This window comes from Alkanindiges illinoisensis (assembly GCF_004377485.1).
Lineage (GTDB): Bacteria > Pseudomonadota > Gammaproteobacteria > Pseudomonadales > Moraxellaceae > Alkanindiges > Alkanindiges illinoisensis_A.
On the sequence record NZ_SNTY01000036.1, the window covers coordinates 136,736 to 154,626 of the forward strand.

General features: G+C 47.4%; 19 protein-coding genes. 7 read left to right on the forward strand and 12 right to left on the reverse strand.

What is annotated here, in order from left to right; translation table 11 throughout:
* Positions 1-118: 118 nt before the first annotated feature.
* The 6 genes from E2B99_RS09615 to mutY form a co-directional block, all read right to left on the reverse strand.
* Positions 119-676: a M23 family metallopeptidase gene (locus E2B99_RS09615; protein ID WP_134244761.1), complete on the reverse strand. Its 558-nt coding sequence runs from the start codon at positions 674-676 to the stop codon at positions 119-121.
* Positions 676-930: a hypothetical protein gene (locus tag E2B99_RS09620; RefSeq protein ID WP_134244762.1), complete on the reverse strand. Its 255-nt coding sequence runs from the start codon at positions 928-930 to the stop codon at positions 676-678. The genes E2B99_RS09615 and E2B99_RS09620 overlap by 1 nt, the downstream gene beginning before the upstream one ends.
* Before the next feature lie 41 nt (positions 931-971).
* Positions 972-1,571 carry a M23 family metallopeptidase gene (locus tag E2B99_RS09625; protein WP_134244763.1) on the reverse strand — a complete coding sequence of 200 codons (600 nt, stop codon included), beginning with the start codon at positions 1,569-1,571 and terminating at the stop codon, positions 972-974.
* Positions 1,572-1,704: 133 nt separating this feature from the next.
* Positions 1,705-2,487 (reverse strand): hypothetical protein, encoded by a 783-nt coding sequence (locus E2B99_RS09630; RefSeq protein ID WP_134244764.1) that lies wholly within the window; start codon positions 2,485-2,487, stop codon positions 1,705-1,707.
* The gene (locus E2B99_RS09635) at positions 2,459-3,103 is read right to left on the reverse strand and encodes a hypothetical protein (protein ID WP_134244765.1); all 645 of its coding nucleotides are present in this window, start codon (positions 3,101-3,103) and stop codon (positions 2,459-2,461) included. The genes E2B99_RS09630 and E2B99_RS09635 overlap by 29 nt, the downstream gene beginning before the upstream one ends.
* A 164-nt stretch (positions 3,104-3,267) precedes the next feature.
* On the reverse strand, positions 3,268-4,323 hold the full coding sequence (mutY, locus tag E2B99_RS09640; protein ID WP_240687790.1) for an A/G-specific adenine glycosylase: 1,056 nt from the start codon (positions 4,321-4,323) through the stop codon (positions 3,268-3,270).
* A 101-nt stretch (positions 4,324-4,424) separates the two neighbouring features.
* On the opposite strand from mutY, the gene E2B99_RS09645 reads away from it, so the two are divergent.
* On the forward strand, positions 4,425-4,907 hold the full coding sequence (locus tag E2B99_RS09645; RefSeq protein WP_134244766.1) for a hypothetical protein: 483 nt from the start codon (positions 4,425-4,427) through the stop codon (positions 4,905-4,907).
* A gap of 144 nt (positions 4,908-5,051) precedes the next feature.
* Here the strand turns inward: E2B99_RS09645 and E2B99_RS09650 are convergent, their stop codons facing one another.
* The 5 genes from E2B99_RS09650 to fabR form a co-directional block, all read right to left on the reverse strand.
* A complete protein-coding gene (locus E2B99_RS09650; RefSeq protein ID WP_134244767.1) occupies positions 5,052-5,795 on the reverse strand; it encodes a dienelactone hydrolase family protein in 744 nt (247 codons plus the stop codon).
* Positions 5,796-5,929: 134 nt separating this feature from the next.
* The gene (locus E2B99_RS09655) at positions 5,930-7,429 is read right to left on the reverse strand and encodes a flavin-containing monooxygenase (protein ID WP_430981473.1); all 1,500 of its coding nucleotides are present in this window, start codon (positions 7,427-7,429) and stop codon (positions 5,930-5,932) included.
* A 365-nt stretch (positions 7,430-7,794) separates the two neighbouring features.
* Complete coding sequence (locus tag E2B99_RS09660) at positions 7,795-7,956, reverse strand: DUF1328 domain-containing protein (protein WP_026472217.1); 162 nt, start codon at positions 7,954-7,956, stop codon at positions 7,795-7,797.
* A 302-nt stretch (positions 7,957-8,258) separates the two neighbouring features.
* A complete protein-coding gene (locus E2B99_RS09665; protein ID WP_134244769.1) occupies positions 8,259-8,903 on the reverse strand; it encodes a DedA family protein in 645 nt (214 codons plus the stop codon).
* 217 nt (positions 8,904-9,120) lie between these two features.
* The gene (gene fabR, locus E2B99_RS09670) at positions 9,121-9,801 is read right to left on the reverse strand and encodes an HTH-type transcriptional repressor FabR (RefSeq protein WP_240687791.1); all 681 of its coding nucleotides are present in this window, start codon (positions 9,799-9,801) and stop codon (positions 9,121-9,123) included.
* Positions 9,802-9,902: 101 nt separating this feature from the next.
* On the opposite strand from fabR, the gene E2B99_RS09675 reads away from it, so the two are divergent.
* Complete coding sequence (locus E2B99_RS09675) at positions 9,903-11,090, forward strand: ferredoxin reductase (RefSeq protein ID WP_205669667.1); 1,188 nt, start codon at positions 9,903-9,905, stop codon at positions 11,088-11,090.
* A gap of 68 nt (positions 11,091-11,158) precedes the next feature.
* On the forward strand, positions 11,159-12,283 hold the full coding sequence (locus E2B99_RS09680) for a fatty acid desaturase family protein (protein WP_134244771.1): 1,125 nt from the start codon (positions 11,159-11,161) through the stop codon (positions 12,281-12,283).
* A 38-nt stretch (positions 12,284-12,321) separates the two neighbouring features.
* On the opposite strand, the gene E2B99_RS09685 is transcribed toward E2B99_RS09680, so the two are convergent.
* Positions 12,322-13,575: a D-amino acid dehydrogenase gene (locus tag E2B99_RS09685; protein ID WP_134244772.1), complete on the reverse strand. Its 1,254-nt coding sequence runs from the start codon at positions 13,573-13,575 to the stop codon at positions 12,322-12,324.
* A gap of 217 nt (positions 13,576-13,792) precedes the next feature.
* Between E2B99_RS09685 and guaA the strand changes: the two genes are divergently transcribed.
* From guaA to E2B99_RS09705, 4 genes are all read left to right on the forward strand, one after another.
* Positions 13,793-15,394, forward strand: a complete 1,602-nt coding sequence (guaA, locus tag E2B99_RS09690; protein ID WP_134244773.1) for a glutamine-hydrolyzing GMP synthase — start codon at positions 13,793-13,795, stop codon at positions 15,392-15,394.
* A 278-nt stretch (positions 15,395-15,672) separates the two neighbouring features.
* A complete protein-coding gene (locus E2B99_RS09695) occupies positions 15,673-16,605 on the forward strand; it encodes a restriction endonuclease (RefSeq protein ID WP_134244774.1) in 933 nt (310 codons plus the stop codon).
* Between the two features lie 98 nt (positions 16,606-16,703).
* Positions 16,704-17,567, forward strand: coding sequence for an alpha/beta hydrolase (locus E2B99_RS09700; protein WP_134244775.1), 864 nt, complete (start codon positions 16,704-16,706; stop codon positions 17,565-17,567).
* 36 nt (positions 17,568-17,603) lie between these two features.
* Positions 17,604-17,879 (forward strand): peptidylprolyl isomerase, encoded by a 276-nt coding sequence (locus E2B99_RS09705; RefSeq protein ID WP_134244776.1) that lies wholly within the window; start codon positions 17,604-17,606, stop codon positions 17,877-17,879.
* The last annotated feature ends 12 nt before the right edge of the window (positions 17,880-17,891 follow it).

Sequence of the window (17,891 nt, forward strand, 5' to 3'; positions counted from 1 at the left end):
TATCGCCGCTATTCTATAGGGCTATTGGGGTGGTGCGATTTAAAATTCAGGCAGAGATTGTCGGGTAATAAACTTAATTTATAAGTGAAAACAGGCTATAAATCCAGCGAAAACCTGTCTAGTCGCGGATCAGGTAAGGGTAAGGATTAATAGCACCTTCACCATTGCGATAAATACCGTAATGCAGGTGTGGCGGCGTGGTGCGGGCATTGCCGCTATTGCCCACATAGCCAATCACATCACCTGTCTTGATCCAGTCCCCTTGGCTAAACTGGCCATAGGATTCAAGATGCGCATAATAATGGCGGCTCATGTCCGGCCCCAGCACCCAGACCACATTGCCACCCAGCGTATTGACCCCAACAGACAGGATCAGGCCTTCTGTGGTACTCAGTACTGGTGTGCCACGTTTAGCAAAAATATCCACACCTTCATGGCGGCGTCCCTGACTGCGCGCTGCACCCCAGGTATCAGCAATTTGCTGTGGCTTAACCCCTTGTACCGGTACTGGCAACTGCGCTGGCAGCGGTGTTTGCATCAGGTGCAGATATTCCATTGGCAACTGAAACAGCCCCGGTTGATGGCCTGATTCCGGACGCTGGCATCCAGCAAGGCTGCCTATCCATAGAACAATAATGAACTGCTTTAGATAACGCTGCCATGTAGAAAACTGCATTAATCCGGCATCACCCAAGTCATCCAGTGCTGTTCCCGAATATCCCAGAACTCAAGGCGGCTTAGGTCAATCTCATCAAAATTTATCCAGTTATCGTGCCCGGATTTTTCATTAAAACCAGTGCTCATCAGCAAGGCATCTTCATTAATTTCCATAATCCAGCCTTGTAGCATTTGGCCGTTTTTAAGAATAATGCGCTGCTGGTTACCGCATTCGGCAAAGTTTGCCATGTGTTCTGCCAGTTGAATGGACATGCTAAACCCTAATAAGAAGTGTTTTAAAACCAGAACCTGTGTTAGGACCTGAATAAATATAAAAACGGATTAACCGCACCACGACCCTTGCCACTCAGGTAAATGCCGTAATGCAAATGCGGTGAGCCGCCACGCGCATTGCCGGTATTGCCGACATAACCAATCACCTGGCCCTTCTTGACCCGGTCACCCACATTCAGACCACGCTTGTGCTTGTCGAGATGTGCATAGTAATGATAGCTACCGGCCGGGCCTGCAATCCAGATCGCTTTTCCACCTAAATTGTTATTGCGCATATCCACCACAATTCCAGTGGTGGCACTCAACACCTTGGTGCCGCGCTCTGCCATGATATCAATGCCTTCATGGCTGCGCCCCTGACTGCGGGCTGCGCCCCAGGTATCCTTTAACTGGTAGGCTTTGATGCCTTTAACAGGGATGGGCAAACGCTCGGGCAACGGAATAGTACGCAGCGCATTAATTTGTGCTTGCGCCGCGGGCGGCAGGGGTGTTTTCTTGGGAGTAGAGGCACAGCCTGCCAGTATGATCAGGCTAAGCAACAGCAGGGCTTTGCTAAAAACATTAAACGTATGATTAACTGACCGGATAGGCCAGTGCGGCGTCAGTACATGATCCTTCATAAAGGCATGGTTTTCCATTAAGAGCGAGTCAGCGGTGAGCATAACCCGATAATGAAAAACCAGACAACATTTCAATACAGCACATCATTTCCCTACAATGCTAATTCTGCTGATTTCAATAATAACCCATGGATTAGTCTTTATTTTTGTACATATAGAAAAGGCCGCAAAAAGCCACAATCATCAGTAGCAGTTTAAGCTGAGGGGTAAATGCTTCACGCATGGCCATCTGATGTGAGCGCTTAAAGGAATCTCCATCCATCATATTATCTATAGTCCTGAGCTTGGTTAAAGCCTCAGGCTGCTCGCCCTGACCTACAATCACATAGATTGCCAGCGGCTTGAAATCCTGCTGTTGCTGGCTGACCACACTCAGCTTGAGGGTGCCATCTGCATCAATACTTTGGGTATAATCCGCAGTCGTACTATAAACCCTGATTTTTTTGGCATTAACATCTATCGGCAGCAAGACTGGTGAAATTGAAGTATCGAGCTGCTGGTCCAGCAAGTCTTCAACATCACTATTTTCATCCAGTGCAAATTCCTGCCGATTTGGCAGGGCATCAGCCAGAAGTTTGTTTACCTGTGGATTACTACTGAGCAAAAGATCATCACTGTATAGCGCAATCTGGTTATAGGCGTCCCGGTTATCACCCTGTTTAAGTCCCACATAATAAAGGCAAATCCAGACCGGTAAATTAGGATTAACTGCTGTTAGGGATAATGTATTTTCTGGGCTAGGCACAGGACTGTTAAAATCAGAAATTTGTTTAAAACCTAATACCTTGGTTTCTAAAGCTGCATAAGTAGGTAAACAAAACAGGCTGATCAGCACACTTAACGCAAAAAATTTAATAAAGGAATTCACTGTGGTTTCTCTGGTGTTATTAGCGGCTGGCGTAACGGTAATAGCCATAAAAAGCAGCCAGCACAATCAGTAAGGAAAAAATGATATGACGGTACCGCTGAAACCATGAGCCATGAGTCTGGTCGATAAATTGCTGAATTTCATCAGGGATTGGCCCCTGTCCAGTGACAATATACAAAGCAACTGGTTTTAGATGTTCTGAGCGGATCTGACTAAGCCCAAAAGAGGCGGGTTCTTGCAGTAGTCTTTGATTGTTATAAGGTTTTAATAACGTTTGATAGCGTAACTGCTGAGGATCATAAGGTGTGAGATCCGGGGCTTCTATCAACACATGCTGATCTGGCAGATTTTTTGATAAAAGAGCTTGAAGGATTTTAATATCTTTAGGCGCGCCTTTACCCATTGACTTGCTGTTAAAGCCGATATAGGCATCGGTTAGATCAACCGGGATTCCTTCAGGCATGGCTTCAAAACGTGTTTCACCTTCTTCGCCATCCACTGCACCAATATAATAGTAAAATATCCAGGGCAGGCCATTGTCGCGTTTGGCATCCATAGACACAAAGATTTTATCTTTTGGATCAAGACTCGGATTGAACCAGCTTGCATAGTCAAACAGGTGAGAATTCTCATCAGCTGCATAACTTATTTGTGAGATCAGCAAGCTGCCAAGCAGGAGGTTAATGCAAAACACAGAATAAGAAAAAATTTTTATTTTCATGGATCAGAAAAAATAGTGATCAAAACATAAGTTTAGCAATTTTAGATTTAATGTAAAGTTGAGTTAATAAATTTTAATTTTTGTAAAGGTTAAAAGGTCAGGCAATTCTAAGATTGCCCTAGCACTTTCAGCATGGCTTTTGGAATTCCCTTATCCACGGCTTGTTGTTTATCCAGCCACTGACTGGCTACAAAATATTGCTGTAATCCTTCCAGTTGTGCAGTATTTATCTCAAAGACTTGCGGTGTTAAAAACCAGGTAAAGTGGGTGAATGAATGCTTAACCATTGGCATGCTGCTCGCAGCGGTAAGTGAAAACCGGGCTTCAAATGCTGCCAGTTCTGGTTGCTCTATAATCGGCAGGCAATACAAGCCACCCCACAAGCCTTCACTTGGGCGCTGTTGCCACAACCATTGTCCTGTTTCGCTATTTTCCAGAATAATCACAAACGCCTGTTTTTCTGGCGTGGCTTTGGCCACCTTTTTTTGCGGGAAATCCAGTACCCGGTTTTGCTGGTAAGCCTTGCAATCCTCACCCACCGGGCAATATAGGCACAAGGGTTTTTTACTGGTGCAAATGGTCGCACCCAGATCCATAATCGCTTGCGTATAATCGGCATTACGTTGCTTGGGAGTAAGCTGTGTGGCCAGTTGCCAAAGCTGTGCTATAACAGGTGTAGACATACTGTCGCCTGCAATCGCCTGATGTCGGCTTAGCACCCGCTTGACATTGCCATCCATAATTACGCCGTATTGCTGCAAACCCAAAGACATGAGAGCGCCTGCGGTAGAACGGCCAATACCTGATAGCGCCATCCAGCCGTCTAATGTGGTTGGAAAGCCGCCTTGAGCCACCACCTGCTGAGCCGCCTTGTGCAGGTTACGCGCCCGAGCATAATAGCCAAGTCCTGCCCAATACGGTGCAACCTCGTCCCAGCTCGCCTGTGCCAGTGTTTCAACGGTAGGGAAACGCTGCATGAAGCGGTCAAAGTAATTCAGCACCGTTTTGACCTGGGTTTGTTGCAGCATGATTTCCGACACCCAAACCTTGTATGGATTGTCCCGCACCTGCCACGGCAAATCGTGGCGGCCATGCTGGTCAAACCAGTCCAGCAGGCGAGTGGCAAAATCAGCAGGTTGTTCTTCGGTCAGAATCGGGTTCAAGCGGGCACTACCTGTTTTAGACTTAATTATAAAATTCAGGCTATTAATGGGGACGAACGAGAAACCCTCAAGGACAATTACCAGATAATAAGGTAGCTATCATGAATATGCTTTTAACCAATTTAACCACGCGTTCCCAGCACTTTAAAAAGCCTTATGATACTGATTATAGAGAGCTTTTAATGGATACTTGTGATCAATTAGCAGAAACAGGACAGTTTAAATTATGTGTTTGTGATGATAGATCATGGAATGTTGATGTAAGAACTGACCTGGCTGTTTTTCTGGAGCACGTCCCAGGTGTTATTAATTCTTTAAAATTAGGTGAAAAGGCGATCATCAGTCTTTATGAACAAGGGGTAGAAACAAATATTCTCCTTATTCCTCATCATAAAAATTGCTATATCACCTGTGAGCTTTTAATGGAATTGGCCAGAACGCAGTGGGTTCCAAAATTTTGTGAAATTGAAGACTTGGAACACGTTATCTTAACATTAGAAGTTTTTCTAAAGCAGTTTTTAGGGCTTTCGCCATTCTTACTGGAATATAAGGAAATTAATGAGTGGTTGCAGGCTAAGCTTTAAGTGATGCATGACTAGAGAAAATTAGAGTTTGATTGATTTAAATTTAATATAAATAAAGAAAACCACCATATTAAAAGTGACCCTGAGATTACCCAGAGTCACGGGCTTTGCATCAACGCTTGAACAGGTTACACCTATACTGGCTTATTTAAAAATTCGCTTAAAAAATGCCAGCATAGCCTGACCGGATTGCTCGGCAGCCTGCGCGTTAAAGCCCAGATCAATGCCATTCAGGCGCGCACGGTCATCAGCCACCGGATTGGTAAAGCCATGTTTGGCACCCGGATACACATCCACATGATAGCGCACTTGTGCTGCATCCATTTCCTGCCTGAACTGCTCCAGACTTTGCATGGAAACCATACTGTCTTCTGCACCATGTTCAATTAGCAGTTCAGCTTTTACCTGACCGGCTTTGGCAGGTAATTTAGGGCTTAAATTACCATGAAAACTCACCACGCCTTTGAGGTCATAACCTTCGCGTGCCATGTCCAGTGCAATTTTGCCGCCAAAGCAAAACCCAATGGCTGCCATGCGGCTTGCATCCACTTCGGCTTGTGCCGCCAGAAAATCAAGCCCGGCCTTGGCACGTTGCATCAGTAAATCTTGATTGGCCAGCAGGTCACTCATCCATTCATTGGCCTGGCTGGCCTGATCGGTCACTTTGCCATCACCGTACACATCAATAGCCAGTGCCGCATAACCCTGTGCCGCCAGTTCTTCAGCACGTTGCTTGGGATAAGGGGTTAGCCCCCACCATTCCGGGCAAACAATAATGCCGGGAACAGTACCGTTGGTTTCCTTCGGCAGTGCCAGATGTCCAACCAGCGTCGTACCTTCAGGCGAGGTATAGCGCACTTCATGTGAGTCAATTGCAGGCTGTGCCATTAAAGTTTCTCCACTAAGCTGTTTTTATTCAATAAAACTTGCAGCAGTGTAGCCAAAAAAACAGGGTAACCAGTACAGTTTAGATGGCCTTTTTGAATTGAAAATGTTACCTTTGCCTGATGAGTGCCGTCTGGTTAGCTTTCAGCCACTTCACCGGCATGTTGATCCAGCAGGTATTCATTCAGGTTAAAATGGCTGAGTTGCTGGCGCATTTTAAAGGTTGTCCAAGGCCATACGGTGCTGTTACGGCCGTTACGGTCAATAAAATAGCTGCTGCATCCACCACTGTTCCAGACGGTATTTTTTAAGGCATCCTGCACGCGACTGTTAAAAGCAGCAATACGTTCCGGGTCTGGTTCAATACTGCGAATGTCATGCTGGCGGGCTTGCCGGATCGCATCCATGATATAGGCCAGTTGCGCTTCAATAATAATAAATGCCGAGGAACTCACAGCAATATTAGGCCCAAACATCAAAAAGCCGTTAGGACAGTCAGCCACCATGGTGCCCATGTAACCTTCCGGACTGCCTTGCCAGACATCAGCCATATTTTGTCCGTGCCGGTTATAAATACGCTGGGCAATCGGTGGCTCGGCAATTTCAAAGCCGGTTCCCAGAATAATCACATCTGCTTCAGTGCTGCTGCCATCTGCTGCAATCAGGGTATTACCGTGAATTTCCTGCAAGCCACTGGCAATGATCTCAACATTGGGCTGTGCCAGTGCCGGATACCAGTCATTGGATTGCAGCACGCGCTTGCAGCCAATCACATAATTGGGCGTTAGCTTGCGACGCAGGGCCGGGTCTTTAATGGCATAGTGAAGGTTAAAACGAGCCAATCGCTGGAACTGGCGCATGGCAGCGGGGCTTTGCATGCCGCCGTTTAAGCTTTCAAAAATCGCATAGACCGTACTGCGCATGGCTTGCTGGGTTAAGGGCAGGAAGCGGAATAACTGCTGTACAGGTTTAGGCAGGCTGCTGTCCATTTTGGGCAATACCCAGTGTGGCGTGCGCTGAAAAACGCTGAGCTGTTTTACCCTGGGCTGGATCTGTGGCACAAACTGAATGGCCGACGCACCGGTGCCAATGACTGCCACCCGCTTGCCGGTTAAGTCAATGTCATGGCGCCAGCGTGAGGAGTGAAAAATCTCGCCAGTAAAGCTATCAATGCCTTTTACCTTGGGAAATACTGGCTCATGCATGGGGCCACAGGCCATGATCACAAAGCGCGCACAAAATTCACCCTGAGTGGTGGCAACCGTCCAGCAATCTGTGGTATCCGACCAGTGTGCCGACAGCACTTCATGGCCAAAGCGCACATGCGGCATGATTGCATAGCGCTCGGCAGTATCTTGCAGGTATTGCTTGATTTCGGCCTGTCCGGCAAATATCCGGCTCCAGTGCGGATTGGGTGCAAAGGAATAGGAATACAGGCTGGAGGGCACATCACAGGCACAGCCCGGATAGGTGTTTTCACGCCAGACACCGCCCAGCTCAGCGGCTTTTTCCAGCAAAATAAAGTTTTCAATTCCGGCCTGCTTAAGCTGAATAGCTGCGCCAAGCCCGGCAAAACCGCCGCCCATTATAATGACTTCGTAGCAAGGGTTGGCCGACAAGTTAGTAAAATTATTCATCATGTCTCTCAGGATTTATTATTCAGGTTCAGTGCAAAAGATATTAAAACCCCAGCAGCGAAAAACATAGTGACATGGCTAATGGCATTCTTCAAAATCCGAAAGCATCGTTTTTAAGAGAAAAACGGCATTGTTTGCCAATTACATGCAGTATTATTGATAAAGGCGTCTTTTAGCTGCAAAGTTTCAGTAGAGAAATTTAATAATAAAACTAGGAGCAGTTAAATTTGCTATAAGAAGTTGAGAGCGAGGCGCTTAAAAAGTACAACTAGCAAAAAAGCGACCGAGGCCGCTTTTTTGTCTGGTTCACTGGATCATGTAAGACATGATCACCAAAACCTTTTGTTTTACAGGAAATCTGCGGGTTAAGGCATTCTGCCACGGCTAACAAAGGCCACCACAGCCAGAATAATAGCCACAACCAGGAAGATAATAGCAAAGTCTTGAGATAGACCGGCTACACCACCGAAACCTAACAAGCTTGCAATTAAGGCGATAACTGCAAAAATGATTGCCCAACGAAACATGATGAATTCTCCATTTATAAAATTTGTTTTTTTAATATAAGCGCTTAAAAAAATTGGGCTGTTTATTTTGTGTTCGGTTTTACACGCTTATGTTGCGCCTTGAAATAAACAGAAACATCCTGAATTTTTAAATAAATATATTTATTATCAATGACTTATTTTAAATAATGGTTGAGTTAACTATGAAACAAAGCTTACAGGAGGTGAACACTTTGGGATAGCCGTTTGCACAGCTTAACCCAACTAAAATAATCCACCCACTGAGATACTGCTGAGCTTATCAGTTTTGTATCTAAATATGACTAATTCTTTGCCTTGGGCTTATTGTTTGGCCAGTACTGGCGCAGCATTTCCAGCACCGCAGGCAACATGCTAATGCCAATAATGGCAAAAATAACGTAGGTAAAGTTATCCTTGATTACCGGCAAGTTGCCAAAAAAGAAACCCAGCCATACAAATGACAAAATCCATGCAGCACCGCCAATCACGTTAAACATTAAAAAACGTGAATACTGCATATGGCTAACCCCGGCAATGAATGGGGCAAAGGTGCGGATAATGGGTAAAAAACGGGCAAAAATAATGGTCTTGCCGCCATGTTTTTCAAAGAACGACTGGGTTTTTAGCAAATGGTCGCGCTTGATAAAACGCAGGTTCATGCTAAATACACGCGGGCCAATGTAGCGGCCAATCTGGTAATTGAGAGAGTCGCCCATTACCGCAGCAATAAAGAGCAGGATGCTGAGCAATACCGGATCCATTGCACCCGTGGCAGCAATGGCACCAGCCGCAAACAGCAGGCTGTCACCGGGAAGCAGTGGCATGACCACCAGGCCGGTTTCCACAAAAATAATTAAAAACAGGATGGCATAAACCCAGGTGCCGTAATCACGAACAAATTCAAGCAGGTGCTGGTCAACATGCAGGATAAAATCAATCAGTTCCATTTAGGCGGTATCAGGCAAAATTTGCAACAAATGCTAACAATAGTCTGCCGGACTGTCATTAGCTTGTCTGGGGGAATACAAAATAAATAAGACTGGCTTAATCCTGAGCATCGTTAGGATTTAAGCTGAACAGAAAACTCAGTGATTAGTGAATGTTTTAATGGTCTGATTATTGAGTAAAGATAAATCGCATCAACCAGCTATGGATCACGGTCGGCTATGAATCACGGTTGGCCATGTGGCGTGAACCGGCAATGATCATGTGAATCATGTCAACGGTTTGCGCCAGAATACGGTTCTGGCTGTCGCTATCCTGTTCCATGGCATTGGCACCCATGGCAAACACCAGCCGGGTAATGGCCTTGGCCACCAGTTCGGGCGCATACAACTGGTTGCCATGCAACTGTTCCAGCCGTACCAGATCTTCCTTAAGCTCAGTTTCAAAAAAACATAGCTGTTGTTCCACGGCCTGCTTGAAGGCTGCCGAGCCCACTTTTCCCTCACGCAATAACAGGGGCAGGTTGCCTTGTTCTAGCCGTAACTGTTCCATAAACACTTCCATGGAGCTTTGTACTACGCTGCGCTCACGCGAGGCACGTTGCCGTGCTGTGCCAATAATGCTGCGTAAGGCACTACCAGCCTGTTCAATCAGGGCAATGGCCAGTTCATCAATATCCCGGAAATGCCGGTAAAAACTGTTGGGCGCAATGCCTGCTTCGCGCGCCACTTCACGAAGACTTAAGCTTGATACACTGCGGTGCGGCCCCAGTAGTTTTAAGGCAGCATCAATAATTTCTGCCCGGCTGATCGTTACCCGTCGTCCTTGTGGAGCACGGTTTTCCAGATCACCAGTGGTTGCAGCGGCAGGCAATGGCATAAATGACGGATTACTTAACAAGACAGTTTCATTATAAAGACAAAAAACCGAAAAAGATAATATACAACTGTCTATACACCTGTATAATAACTAATCTGTACTCAATTGATCAAGGTTTTGCCATGCTTAATAGCCAGCCTGCTTCACCAGATATCTTGCCGTCAAGCTCCGGTGACTCAAGGACCGGGTTGGCGCTATGGCAACGCTTGCGTGGCTTTGCTGATATTGCCATGGATCCTAATGTGGTGAATTTCTGGGCTAGCAAGTTTAATCCGCTATGGTCGCTGGATCAGCCTATGGCCAGAATTGTGGGTCGTGAGGAAGCTGCCAGTAACAGTGTGACATTAATCCTAAAACCCAACCGTCATGTGGTGATACCGCAAGCTGGCCAGCATATAAGTGTGGCTACCGAGATTAATGGAGTGCGTGTTGCGCGCAGTTATAGTACCAGTCAGGTGCCTGAGCAGCCGGGCTTGCTGGCCATTACTGTCAAGCAGGTAGAAGGCGGACGTCTGAGTAACTGGTTGTGCCTGCAAGCGCGTGAAGGTGATGTGCTGTATCTGGGCCAGCCGTTTGGTGAGTTTCAGTGGCCTGCTTTGCAACAGCCTGTATTACTGCTGGCAGCAGGCAGCGGCATTACTCCCATGATCAGCCTGCTGCGCCAATATGCCCGGCAAGCGGCCAAGGGCGGGCTATTTCCCAGCAAACAGACCGTACAACTGCATTACTGGGTGCGCCGCCGTGAAGAAGCCTGCTTTATTCAGGAATTGCTGGCCCTGCCCAAAATCCAGCCCAATTTTTCCCTGCATTTGTATTTGACCCAGCAAGATCATACCCAGCAAGAGCAACGCCAGCCGTATGAGCGTAGTGGCCGGATTGAGGCCAGCCAGTTTGCCCAGCAGGAAGACCTGAAAAATAGCCATGTGCTGGCTTGTGGACCGGCAGGGTTTGTTGGTAGCGCGCAGCAAATATTGCAAGCCCAGGTGGCCTCGTTTCAGGCCGAAGCCTTTTCGCCACCGCAAATCCCTGCGGATGCGGAGGCCACAAAATGCAACACCGTACAAATCACCCTGCAACAGCAAAACCGTATTTTAACCGTGCCTGTTGGGCAGTCCATTCTGGCTGCGCTGGAAGCAGAAGGCATCAATCATCCCAGCGGTTGCCGTATGGGCCTGTGCAACACCTGTGCCTGCCATAAGGTTTCTGGCAGTACCCAGCACCTGATTTCCGGTGAATCTCAGCATGATGAACATCCAGCCTTGCGTGTGTGTGTGAGTCGTGCAAGCAGTGATCTGGTACTGGACATTTAAACCATTAGTGTGCCTTGGCCAAAAAGATTGCAACACATTAAACCAAATACAGAAGAGGACACTGTGCCATGTTATTAAAAAAGCCCAAGTTCAAGTTACCCAAGAGCCAAAAGAGCCGTTCTTTAAATGCGGCCGAGCTGGACATGCTGGCGGCTGAACTGGATGCCTTGCGCGCGCAAACCCTGTCTGATCTGGGCGAAGCCGATGCCAAATATATCCGCAAGATTGTGGCGTCTGTGCGCTATACCGCCATGGCCGGGCGTGGCTTATTGTTTCTGGGCTGGTTTCCACCGGCATGGCTGGCTGGCACCACCTTGCTGGGTATTGCCAAGATTCTGGAAAACATGGAACTGGCGCATAACGTGATGCATGGTCAGTATGACTGGATGAATGATCCGGCCTTGCAGGGCAAAAGCTACGAGTGGGATACCGTGGGCACCAGCGACAATTGGCGTAAAACCCATAATTTCAAGCATCACACCTATACCAATGTTAAAGGTATGGATGACGATGTGGGCTATGGCTTGCTGCGTATTTTTCCTGAACAACGCTGGCATCCGTTTTATCTGGGACAGCCATTGTATGCAATGACGCTGGCCATGCTGTTTCAGTGGGGTGTTGCCATTCAGGACCTTGAAATTGGTAAATACCTGCAAGGCCGCATGAGCAAGCAGGAGTTTATGGCGCGCTGGCAGCCCACCCGGCAAAAGATCATGCGGCAACTGGTGAAGGACTATGTCGTTTTTCCAGTAATTGCCGGGCCGTCATTTTTACCGGTATTTCTGGGTAACCTCGCGGCCAATGGCATGCGTAACCTGTGGACATTCAGCATTATTTTCTGTGGTCATTTTACTGAAGATGCCGAGCTTTTCCCCAAGGCAGTCGTGGAAAACGAAAGCCGGGGCCACTGGTATTATCGCCAGATTCGTGGCTCAAGCAATTTAAGTGGCGGCAAGCTGCTGCATTTACTGTCCGGTAATTTAAGCCACCAGATTGAGCACCACCTGTTTCCAGATATTCCGGCCCATCGCTATGCCAAGCTTGCGCCTAAAGTTCAGGAAATTTGCGAGCGCTATGGGATTCATTACAATACCGGCAGCTTTCGCAAGCAGTTTGGACAGGTGCTATGGCGGATTGTACGACACAGTTTGCCCAGCCAGCCAAAAATGGCACAGGTGGTGAAAGCGGTTTAATCATTAAATCTGGGGAGCTACTTGGCCTTCTTTTGGCTTTAAAACCCGCAAAAGGCAAAGTCCACTTCCGGTTTTTGTCCAGCCACAATATCAGCCAGCGTCCGGCCCGAACCACAGGCATGCGTCCAGCCCAGCGTGCCGTGGCCTGTATCTAAAAATAGGTTGGCAATTTTTGAGCGGCCAATATAAGGCACATTGGATGGGGTGGCAGGGCGCAAACCTGTCCAGTATTGCACCCGGTTTATATCCACTGCTTCAGGGAATAACTGCATGACGCGCCGGGTAATGGCTTTGCAGCGCACCTCATTGAGTTCGGTGCTATAGCCATTGAGTTCAGCAGTGCCTGCCACCCGCAAGCGGTCTCCCAGCCGGGAAAATACCAGCTTGAATTCATCATCGGTCAGGCTAACACTGGGTGTTTTGTCCGCCTGAAGAATAGGAAAAGTGGCTGAATAACCCTTGGCGGGATAAATCAGCAAGTCCAGACCCAGCGGTTTAACCAGTTGCGGGCTATAACTGCCCAGCGCTAGCACATAGTTGTCAGCCGTTAAGGTTTGCTCACCCTGTTCATTACGGATGTTGACCCCGGTGATTTGCTGGCTAGTAGCCATTAAACCCAGAATGGTGGTGTTATATAGAAATTGCACGCCTTGAGCCGCACAGAGCTTGGCAAGGTTTTGGGTAAACTGGTGCGCATCACCGGATTCATCGGCGGCGGTATAGGTGGCGCCAGCAATCTGGTGCTGGATGGACGCCAATGCAGGCTCCAGTGCAATCGCTTCCTGTGCGCTAATCACATGGCGGTCACAGCCAAATTCACGCATAATTTTAGCGGGTTCGAGTGCTGCTGCAAATTCCTGTTCACTGGTATAAAAGTGCAAAATACCTTTGCTTAACTCATCATAATGAAGGCCGGTATCACGGCGTAACTGTTGCAGGCTGGCCCGTGAATAGGTGCCCAGATTAACAATTTGAATAATATTATGCCGGGTTCGCTCTGGTGTACATTCCCTTAAAAACTGCATGCCCCAGCGCCATTGCAACAGGTCGGCGCGCAGGCGAAATAATAACGGCGCATCTTCTTTCATTAGCCATTGCAGTACTTTTTTGGGCGCTCCTGGATTGGCCCAAGGCTCGGCATGCGACACTGAAATCTGGCCGCCATTGGCAAACGAGGTTTCAAGACCCGCCCCGGCTTGCCGCTCAATCACCACAACTTCAAAGCCTTTTTGCCGTAAAAACCAGGCCGCAGTCACGCCAATAACCCCAGCACCCAGCACAATGATTTTCATTGGTTTGCCCTCCTGTCAGTGAGTGATGGCAGACATCAATCATCATTCAGACATGAACTAGATGTAGCATGAAACAGGCCAACACAGTGCTGTGGGACTGCTGCTTTTGGTAAGGCTTTGTGCGTGGCGCCCAAATTATGTGCCAAACCTTCGCGTCATCCAATAAAAATGCTAGAATAACGCGCTAAATTTTTCCTTTTATTTGAAGCCGCCTGCCATGACTGCTAATCAGCCCACTGCTCAAATTAATGCGCAAATCAATACGTCCATCACTGGGGACCGTATTCTTATTCTGGATTTTGGCTCGCAATACAGCCAGCTGATTGCCCGTCGTGTGCGTGAAGCCGGTGTGTATTCCGAAATGTACGCTTATGACATGAGCGAGGATGACATTCGTGCCTTTGCACCCAGCGGCATTATTCTGTCTGGCGGGCCGGAAAGCACCACGGTTGAGGGCAGCCCGCGTGCGCCAGAAGTGGTATTTAATCTGGGCGTGCCGGTACTGGGGATTTGCTATGGCATGCAAACCATGGCCATGCAACTGGGCGGTGATGTGCAGTCCAGCGACTTTCAGGAATTTGGTCGCGCCGATGTGATCCATGAATTCCCGGATCGCCTGTTTGCCGGCATTGAAGATGCACCCAAGCAACTGCGCGTGTGGATGAGCCACGGTGACAAGGTAGTGGCGCTGCCAGAAGGCTTTAAGATCAGTGCCAGCACGCCAAGTTGCCCGATTGCCGCCATGAGTGATGAAACCCGCAATTTTTACGGCGTCCAGTTCCACCCGGAAGTCACTCATACCCTGCAAGGTGAAGCACTGATTTCACGCTTTGTGCATACGATTTGTGGCTGCGGTAATTTGTGGACACCAGAGCATATTATTGAGTTGCGTGTTGAGCAGTTGCGTGAGCAGATTGGCGAGGAAAAAGTGTTACTGGGCCTGTCTGGTGGCGTGGATTCCTCAGTCGTGGCAGCGCTGTTACATAAGGCGATTGGCGACCAGCTCACCTGTGTGTTTGTGGATAACGGCCTGCTGCGCCTGCATGAAGGTGATCAGGTCATGCAAATGTTTGCTGAAAACATGGGGATTCGCGTGATTCGTGCTGATGCCGAACAACGTTTCCTGTCTGCACTGGCGGGTGAAGTAGATCCAGAGAAAAAGCGCAAGATCATTGGCCGCGAATTTATTGAGGTGTTTACCGAAGAAGCGCGCAAGCTGGAAGGCGTCAAGTTCCTGGCCCAAGGCACCATTTATCCTGACGTGATTGAATCAGCGGCCAGTAAACAGGGCAAGGCGCATGTGATCAAGTCGCATCATAATGTGGGCGGCTTGCCGGATGATCTGGCCTTTGATCTGGTTGAGCCATTGCGCGACCTGTTTAAGGATGAAGTGCGCAAGCTGGGCACGACATTAGGCTTGCCACACAGTATGATTTACCGCCATCCGTTCCCGGGTCCAGGCCTTGGTGTGCGTATTCTGGGCGAAGTGAAAAAGGAATATGCCGACATCCTGCGCCGTGCCGATGATATTTTTATGCAGGAACTGCGCACCAGTGGCTGGTATGACAAAACGGCACAGGCCTTTGCGGTATTCCAGCCGGTGAAATCGGTGGGTGTAGTGGGTGATGGTCGTCGTTATGCATGGGTGATTGCGCTGCGTGCGGTAGAAACTGTGGACTTTATGACCGCGCGTTTTGCCCACCTGCCGTATGATTTAGTAGAAACCATTTCCAATCGCATCATGAATGAAATCAAGGAGGTATCGCGGGTGGTCTACGATGTAAGCAGTAAGCCACCAGCAACGATTGAATGGGAGTAATTTTGGGGTTTCTGAGAGCATTGCTCTCAGCCAAAATTACGCCAAAGGCTATGCCTGCGGCAGTAGGGATTTCAAGCGGCGCTGCCGCTTGCCAGTTTTACGCCAAAGGCTACGCCTGCGGCAGTGGGATTTCTGAAAGCAACGCTTTCAGCCGAATTTACGCCAAGAGCTTTGCTCGCGGCAGCTGGGGTTTGAAGTAGAGCTACTTATGAAGAGGGGCGCGAAAGGGTCCTTTTTTGTTTATACTATTTTTAAATTAGAAACTTAATGAGAAAAAAGTGACTTTGCCGACATATAACCAACTAATGTTGCCATTAATGAAGCTATTGGCTGAACAAAAAAAACCAATTAAATTGAGTGAAGCAACGCAAATTCTATCTGATAGATCAGGCCTAACAAGCGAAGAGCTAAGTTTAATGCTTCCAAGTGGCACAAAAACTGTATTCTATGATCGAGTAGGTTGGGCAAAAACTTACTTAGTTAAAGCAGCCCTTATTCAACAACCTAAAAGAGGCTTTTGTGAGTTAAGTCCTGTAGGACATTCCATTGATCTGTCACAATTATCTGCTATTAACAATGAATATTTAATGCAATTTGAAAGTTTTGCTCAGTATAAATCGGGCGATTTAAGTATAAATAATCAAAATTTGAAACCTGATTCCAATTCACCGAATTTTTCATTATTAGAAGAAACTAGAACTCCTGAGGAGATGTTGCAAGATAATGCAGAGCTATTAAAACGTACAATTAAAAGTGATTTGTTAAAGTTAATAAAAGAAAATAGTCCAGCCTTCTTTGAGCGCCTAGTTGTCGATCTACTGGTCGCGATGGGTTATGGCGGTTCACATCAAGATGCTGCACAAGCCATTGGTAAAACCAACGATGGTGGTATTGATGGCATTATTAGTGAAGACAGATTAGGTTTAGACAAAATTTACATTCAAGCCAAGCGGTGGGAAAACACAATCGGTCGCCCAGATATTCAGCAATTTAAAGGCGCATTGGCAGATCAAGTAGCTAAAAAAGGTGTGTTTATTACAACATCTAGTTTTAGTAAAGAAGCTATAGAATCCGCTAAAAAATCTGGCATCGTGCTCATCGATGGTGATCGCTTGACTTCACTCATGATTGAGTTTGGCTTGGGCGTCACCATTGAGCGAAGTTTTCATGTGTACCGCATAGACAGCGACCGCTTTGAAGAAAGTATTTAACAGAGTTTAAAAATTAGCTCAAGTTTTCTAAACCATCCTATAAAAAATGAGTAAATTCGGCCATTATTTGCCGTATTAATTGCTGATAAGAGAAAATAATGTCTGCCTCCGTATCCAACAATAATATCAATACACCGCAAGACTGGGATATTGGCACAGGCGTTAAAGGCTATGTGTGGCAAGCAGATCATCCACGCGCTGTACTACTGCTACAACATGGTTATGGTGAATATGCACAGCGATATGCGCAGCAATATAGTCACCTCATTGGGCATTTACAGGCACAAGGGGTTTCTGTTTATGCTATCGATTTGCATGGTCATGGTTATTCCTCTGGTAAACGAGGGCATGTTGACGTGACACAAGCGGTGCAAGATCATCTAGCGGCACGGCGTAAACTGGCAGCACAGCCGTTACCCATTTTTCTAATGGGGCATTCTTTGGGTGGATTGGTCACTGCTAGCAGTGTGGTTCAGCAGTCTGAAGGTATTCAAGGCGTGATATTAAGCAGTGCCGCGCTAGATATGAATATACCTGCGCCAGTGCGCATATTATCGCAGCCGCTTGCTAAGGTTTTTCCGTCTGTTCCTGTTCAGCCGCCGCTAAAAGCCAAATATTTATCTCGTATTAAGTCACAGGTGAACCATGCAACCAATGATGCGCTGATGTATCATGGTAGCGTGCCTTTACAGGTTGGCGCCAGTTTGTCCAAGCTGTCGCATCCCAATTGGCCGCATTATAAAGATTGGACAACGCCCGTATTACTGATGCACGGCACTAAGGACAAACTCGTTCCTTATCTAAGCAGCACGCGATTTTTAGCTACCATTGCGGCCTTAGATAAGACGCTGTATACGGTTGAGGGTGGTTATCATGAGTTGCTCAATGACATTGGCCATGATGAAACCCTTGCCCAGCTATTATGCTGGTTAAGCCAGCGCATGCCGACAGCACGCTTATAAATAATCGATTCATTAATTTTTTATCAGAGCATCCTCATGCCCGCCATCGTCCGTCATATCCTGGTCAAAACCCGTGAACAGGCCGAACAGCTGAAAGCCCAACTGGCCAATGGCGCTGATTTTGCCAAACTGGCCAAGCAGCACTCGACCTGTAATTCGGCCAAAAGAGGTGGCGAGCTGGGTGAAATTAAAAAAGGCCAGTTAGTCAAACCAATTGATACAGTGGTGTTTACCAAGCCGGAAAAAGTAATCCATGGCCCGATTAAAAGCCAGTTTGGTTTTCATCTGGTCGAAATCAAGTTTCGTTATTAATCTTCTTTATTT

Bases quoted from the DNA above. Each gene is read 5' to 3' on its own strand.
- E2B99_RS09615 (WP_134244761.1), bottom strand. From the start codon at position 676: ATGCAGTTTTCTACATGGCAGCGTTATCTAAAGCAGTTCATTATTGTT.
- E2B99_RS09620 (WP_134244762.1), bottom strand. From the start codon at position 930: ATGTCCATTCAACTGGCAGAACACATGGCAAACTTTGCCGAATGCGGT.
- E2B99_RS09625 (WP_134244763.1), bottom strand. From the start codon at position 1,571: ATGAAGGATCATGTACTGACGCCGCACTGGCCTATCCGGTCAGTTAAT.
- E2B99_RS09630 (WP_134244764.1), bottom strand. From the start codon at position 2,487: ATGGCTATTACCGTTACGCCAGCCGCTAATAACACCAGAGAAACCACA.
- E2B99_RS09645 (WP_134244766.1), top strand. From the start codon at position 4,425: ATGAATATGCTTTTAACCAATTTAACCACGCGTTCCCAGCACTTTAAA.
- E2B99_RS09650 (WP_134244767.1), bottom strand. From the start codon at position 5,795: ATGGCACAGCCTGCAATTGACTCACATGAAGTGCGCTATACCTCGCCT.
- E2B99_RS09655 (WP_430981473.1), bottom strand. From the start codon at position 7,429: ATGAATAATTTTACTAACTTGTCGGCCAACCCTTGCTACGAAGTCATT.
- E2B99_RS09660 (WP_026472217.1), bottom strand. From the start codon at position 7,956: ATGTTTCGTTGGGCAATCATTTTTGCAGTTATCGCCTTAATTGCAAGC.
- E2B99_RS09665 (WP_134244769.1), bottom strand. From the start codon at position 8,903: ATGGAACTGATTGATTTTATCCTGCATGTTGACCAGCACCTGCTTGAA.
- E2B99_RS09675 (WP_205669667.1), top strand. From the start codon at position 9,903: ATGCTTAATAGCCAGCCTGCTTCACCAGATATCTTGCCGTCAAGCTCC.
- E2B99_RS09680 (WP_134244771.1), top strand. From the start codon at position 11,159: ATGTTATTAAAAAAGCCCAAGTTCAAGTTACCCAAGAGCCAAAAGAGC.
- E2B99_RS09685 (WP_134244772.1), bottom strand. From the start codon at position 13,575: ATGAAAATCATTGTGCTGGGTGCTGGGGTTATTGGCGTGACTGCGGCC.
- guaA (WP_134244773.1), top strand. From the start codon at position 13,793: ATGACTGCTAATCAGCCCACTGCTCAAATTAATGCGCAAATCAATACG.
- E2B99_RS09700 (WP_134244775.1), top strand. From the start codon at position 16,704: ATGTCTGCCTCCGTATCCAACAATAATATCAATACACCGCAAGACTGG.
- E2B99_RS09705 (WP_134244776.1), top strand. From the start codon at position 17,604: ATGCCCGCCATCGTCCGTCATATCCTGGTCAAAACCCGTGAACAGGCC.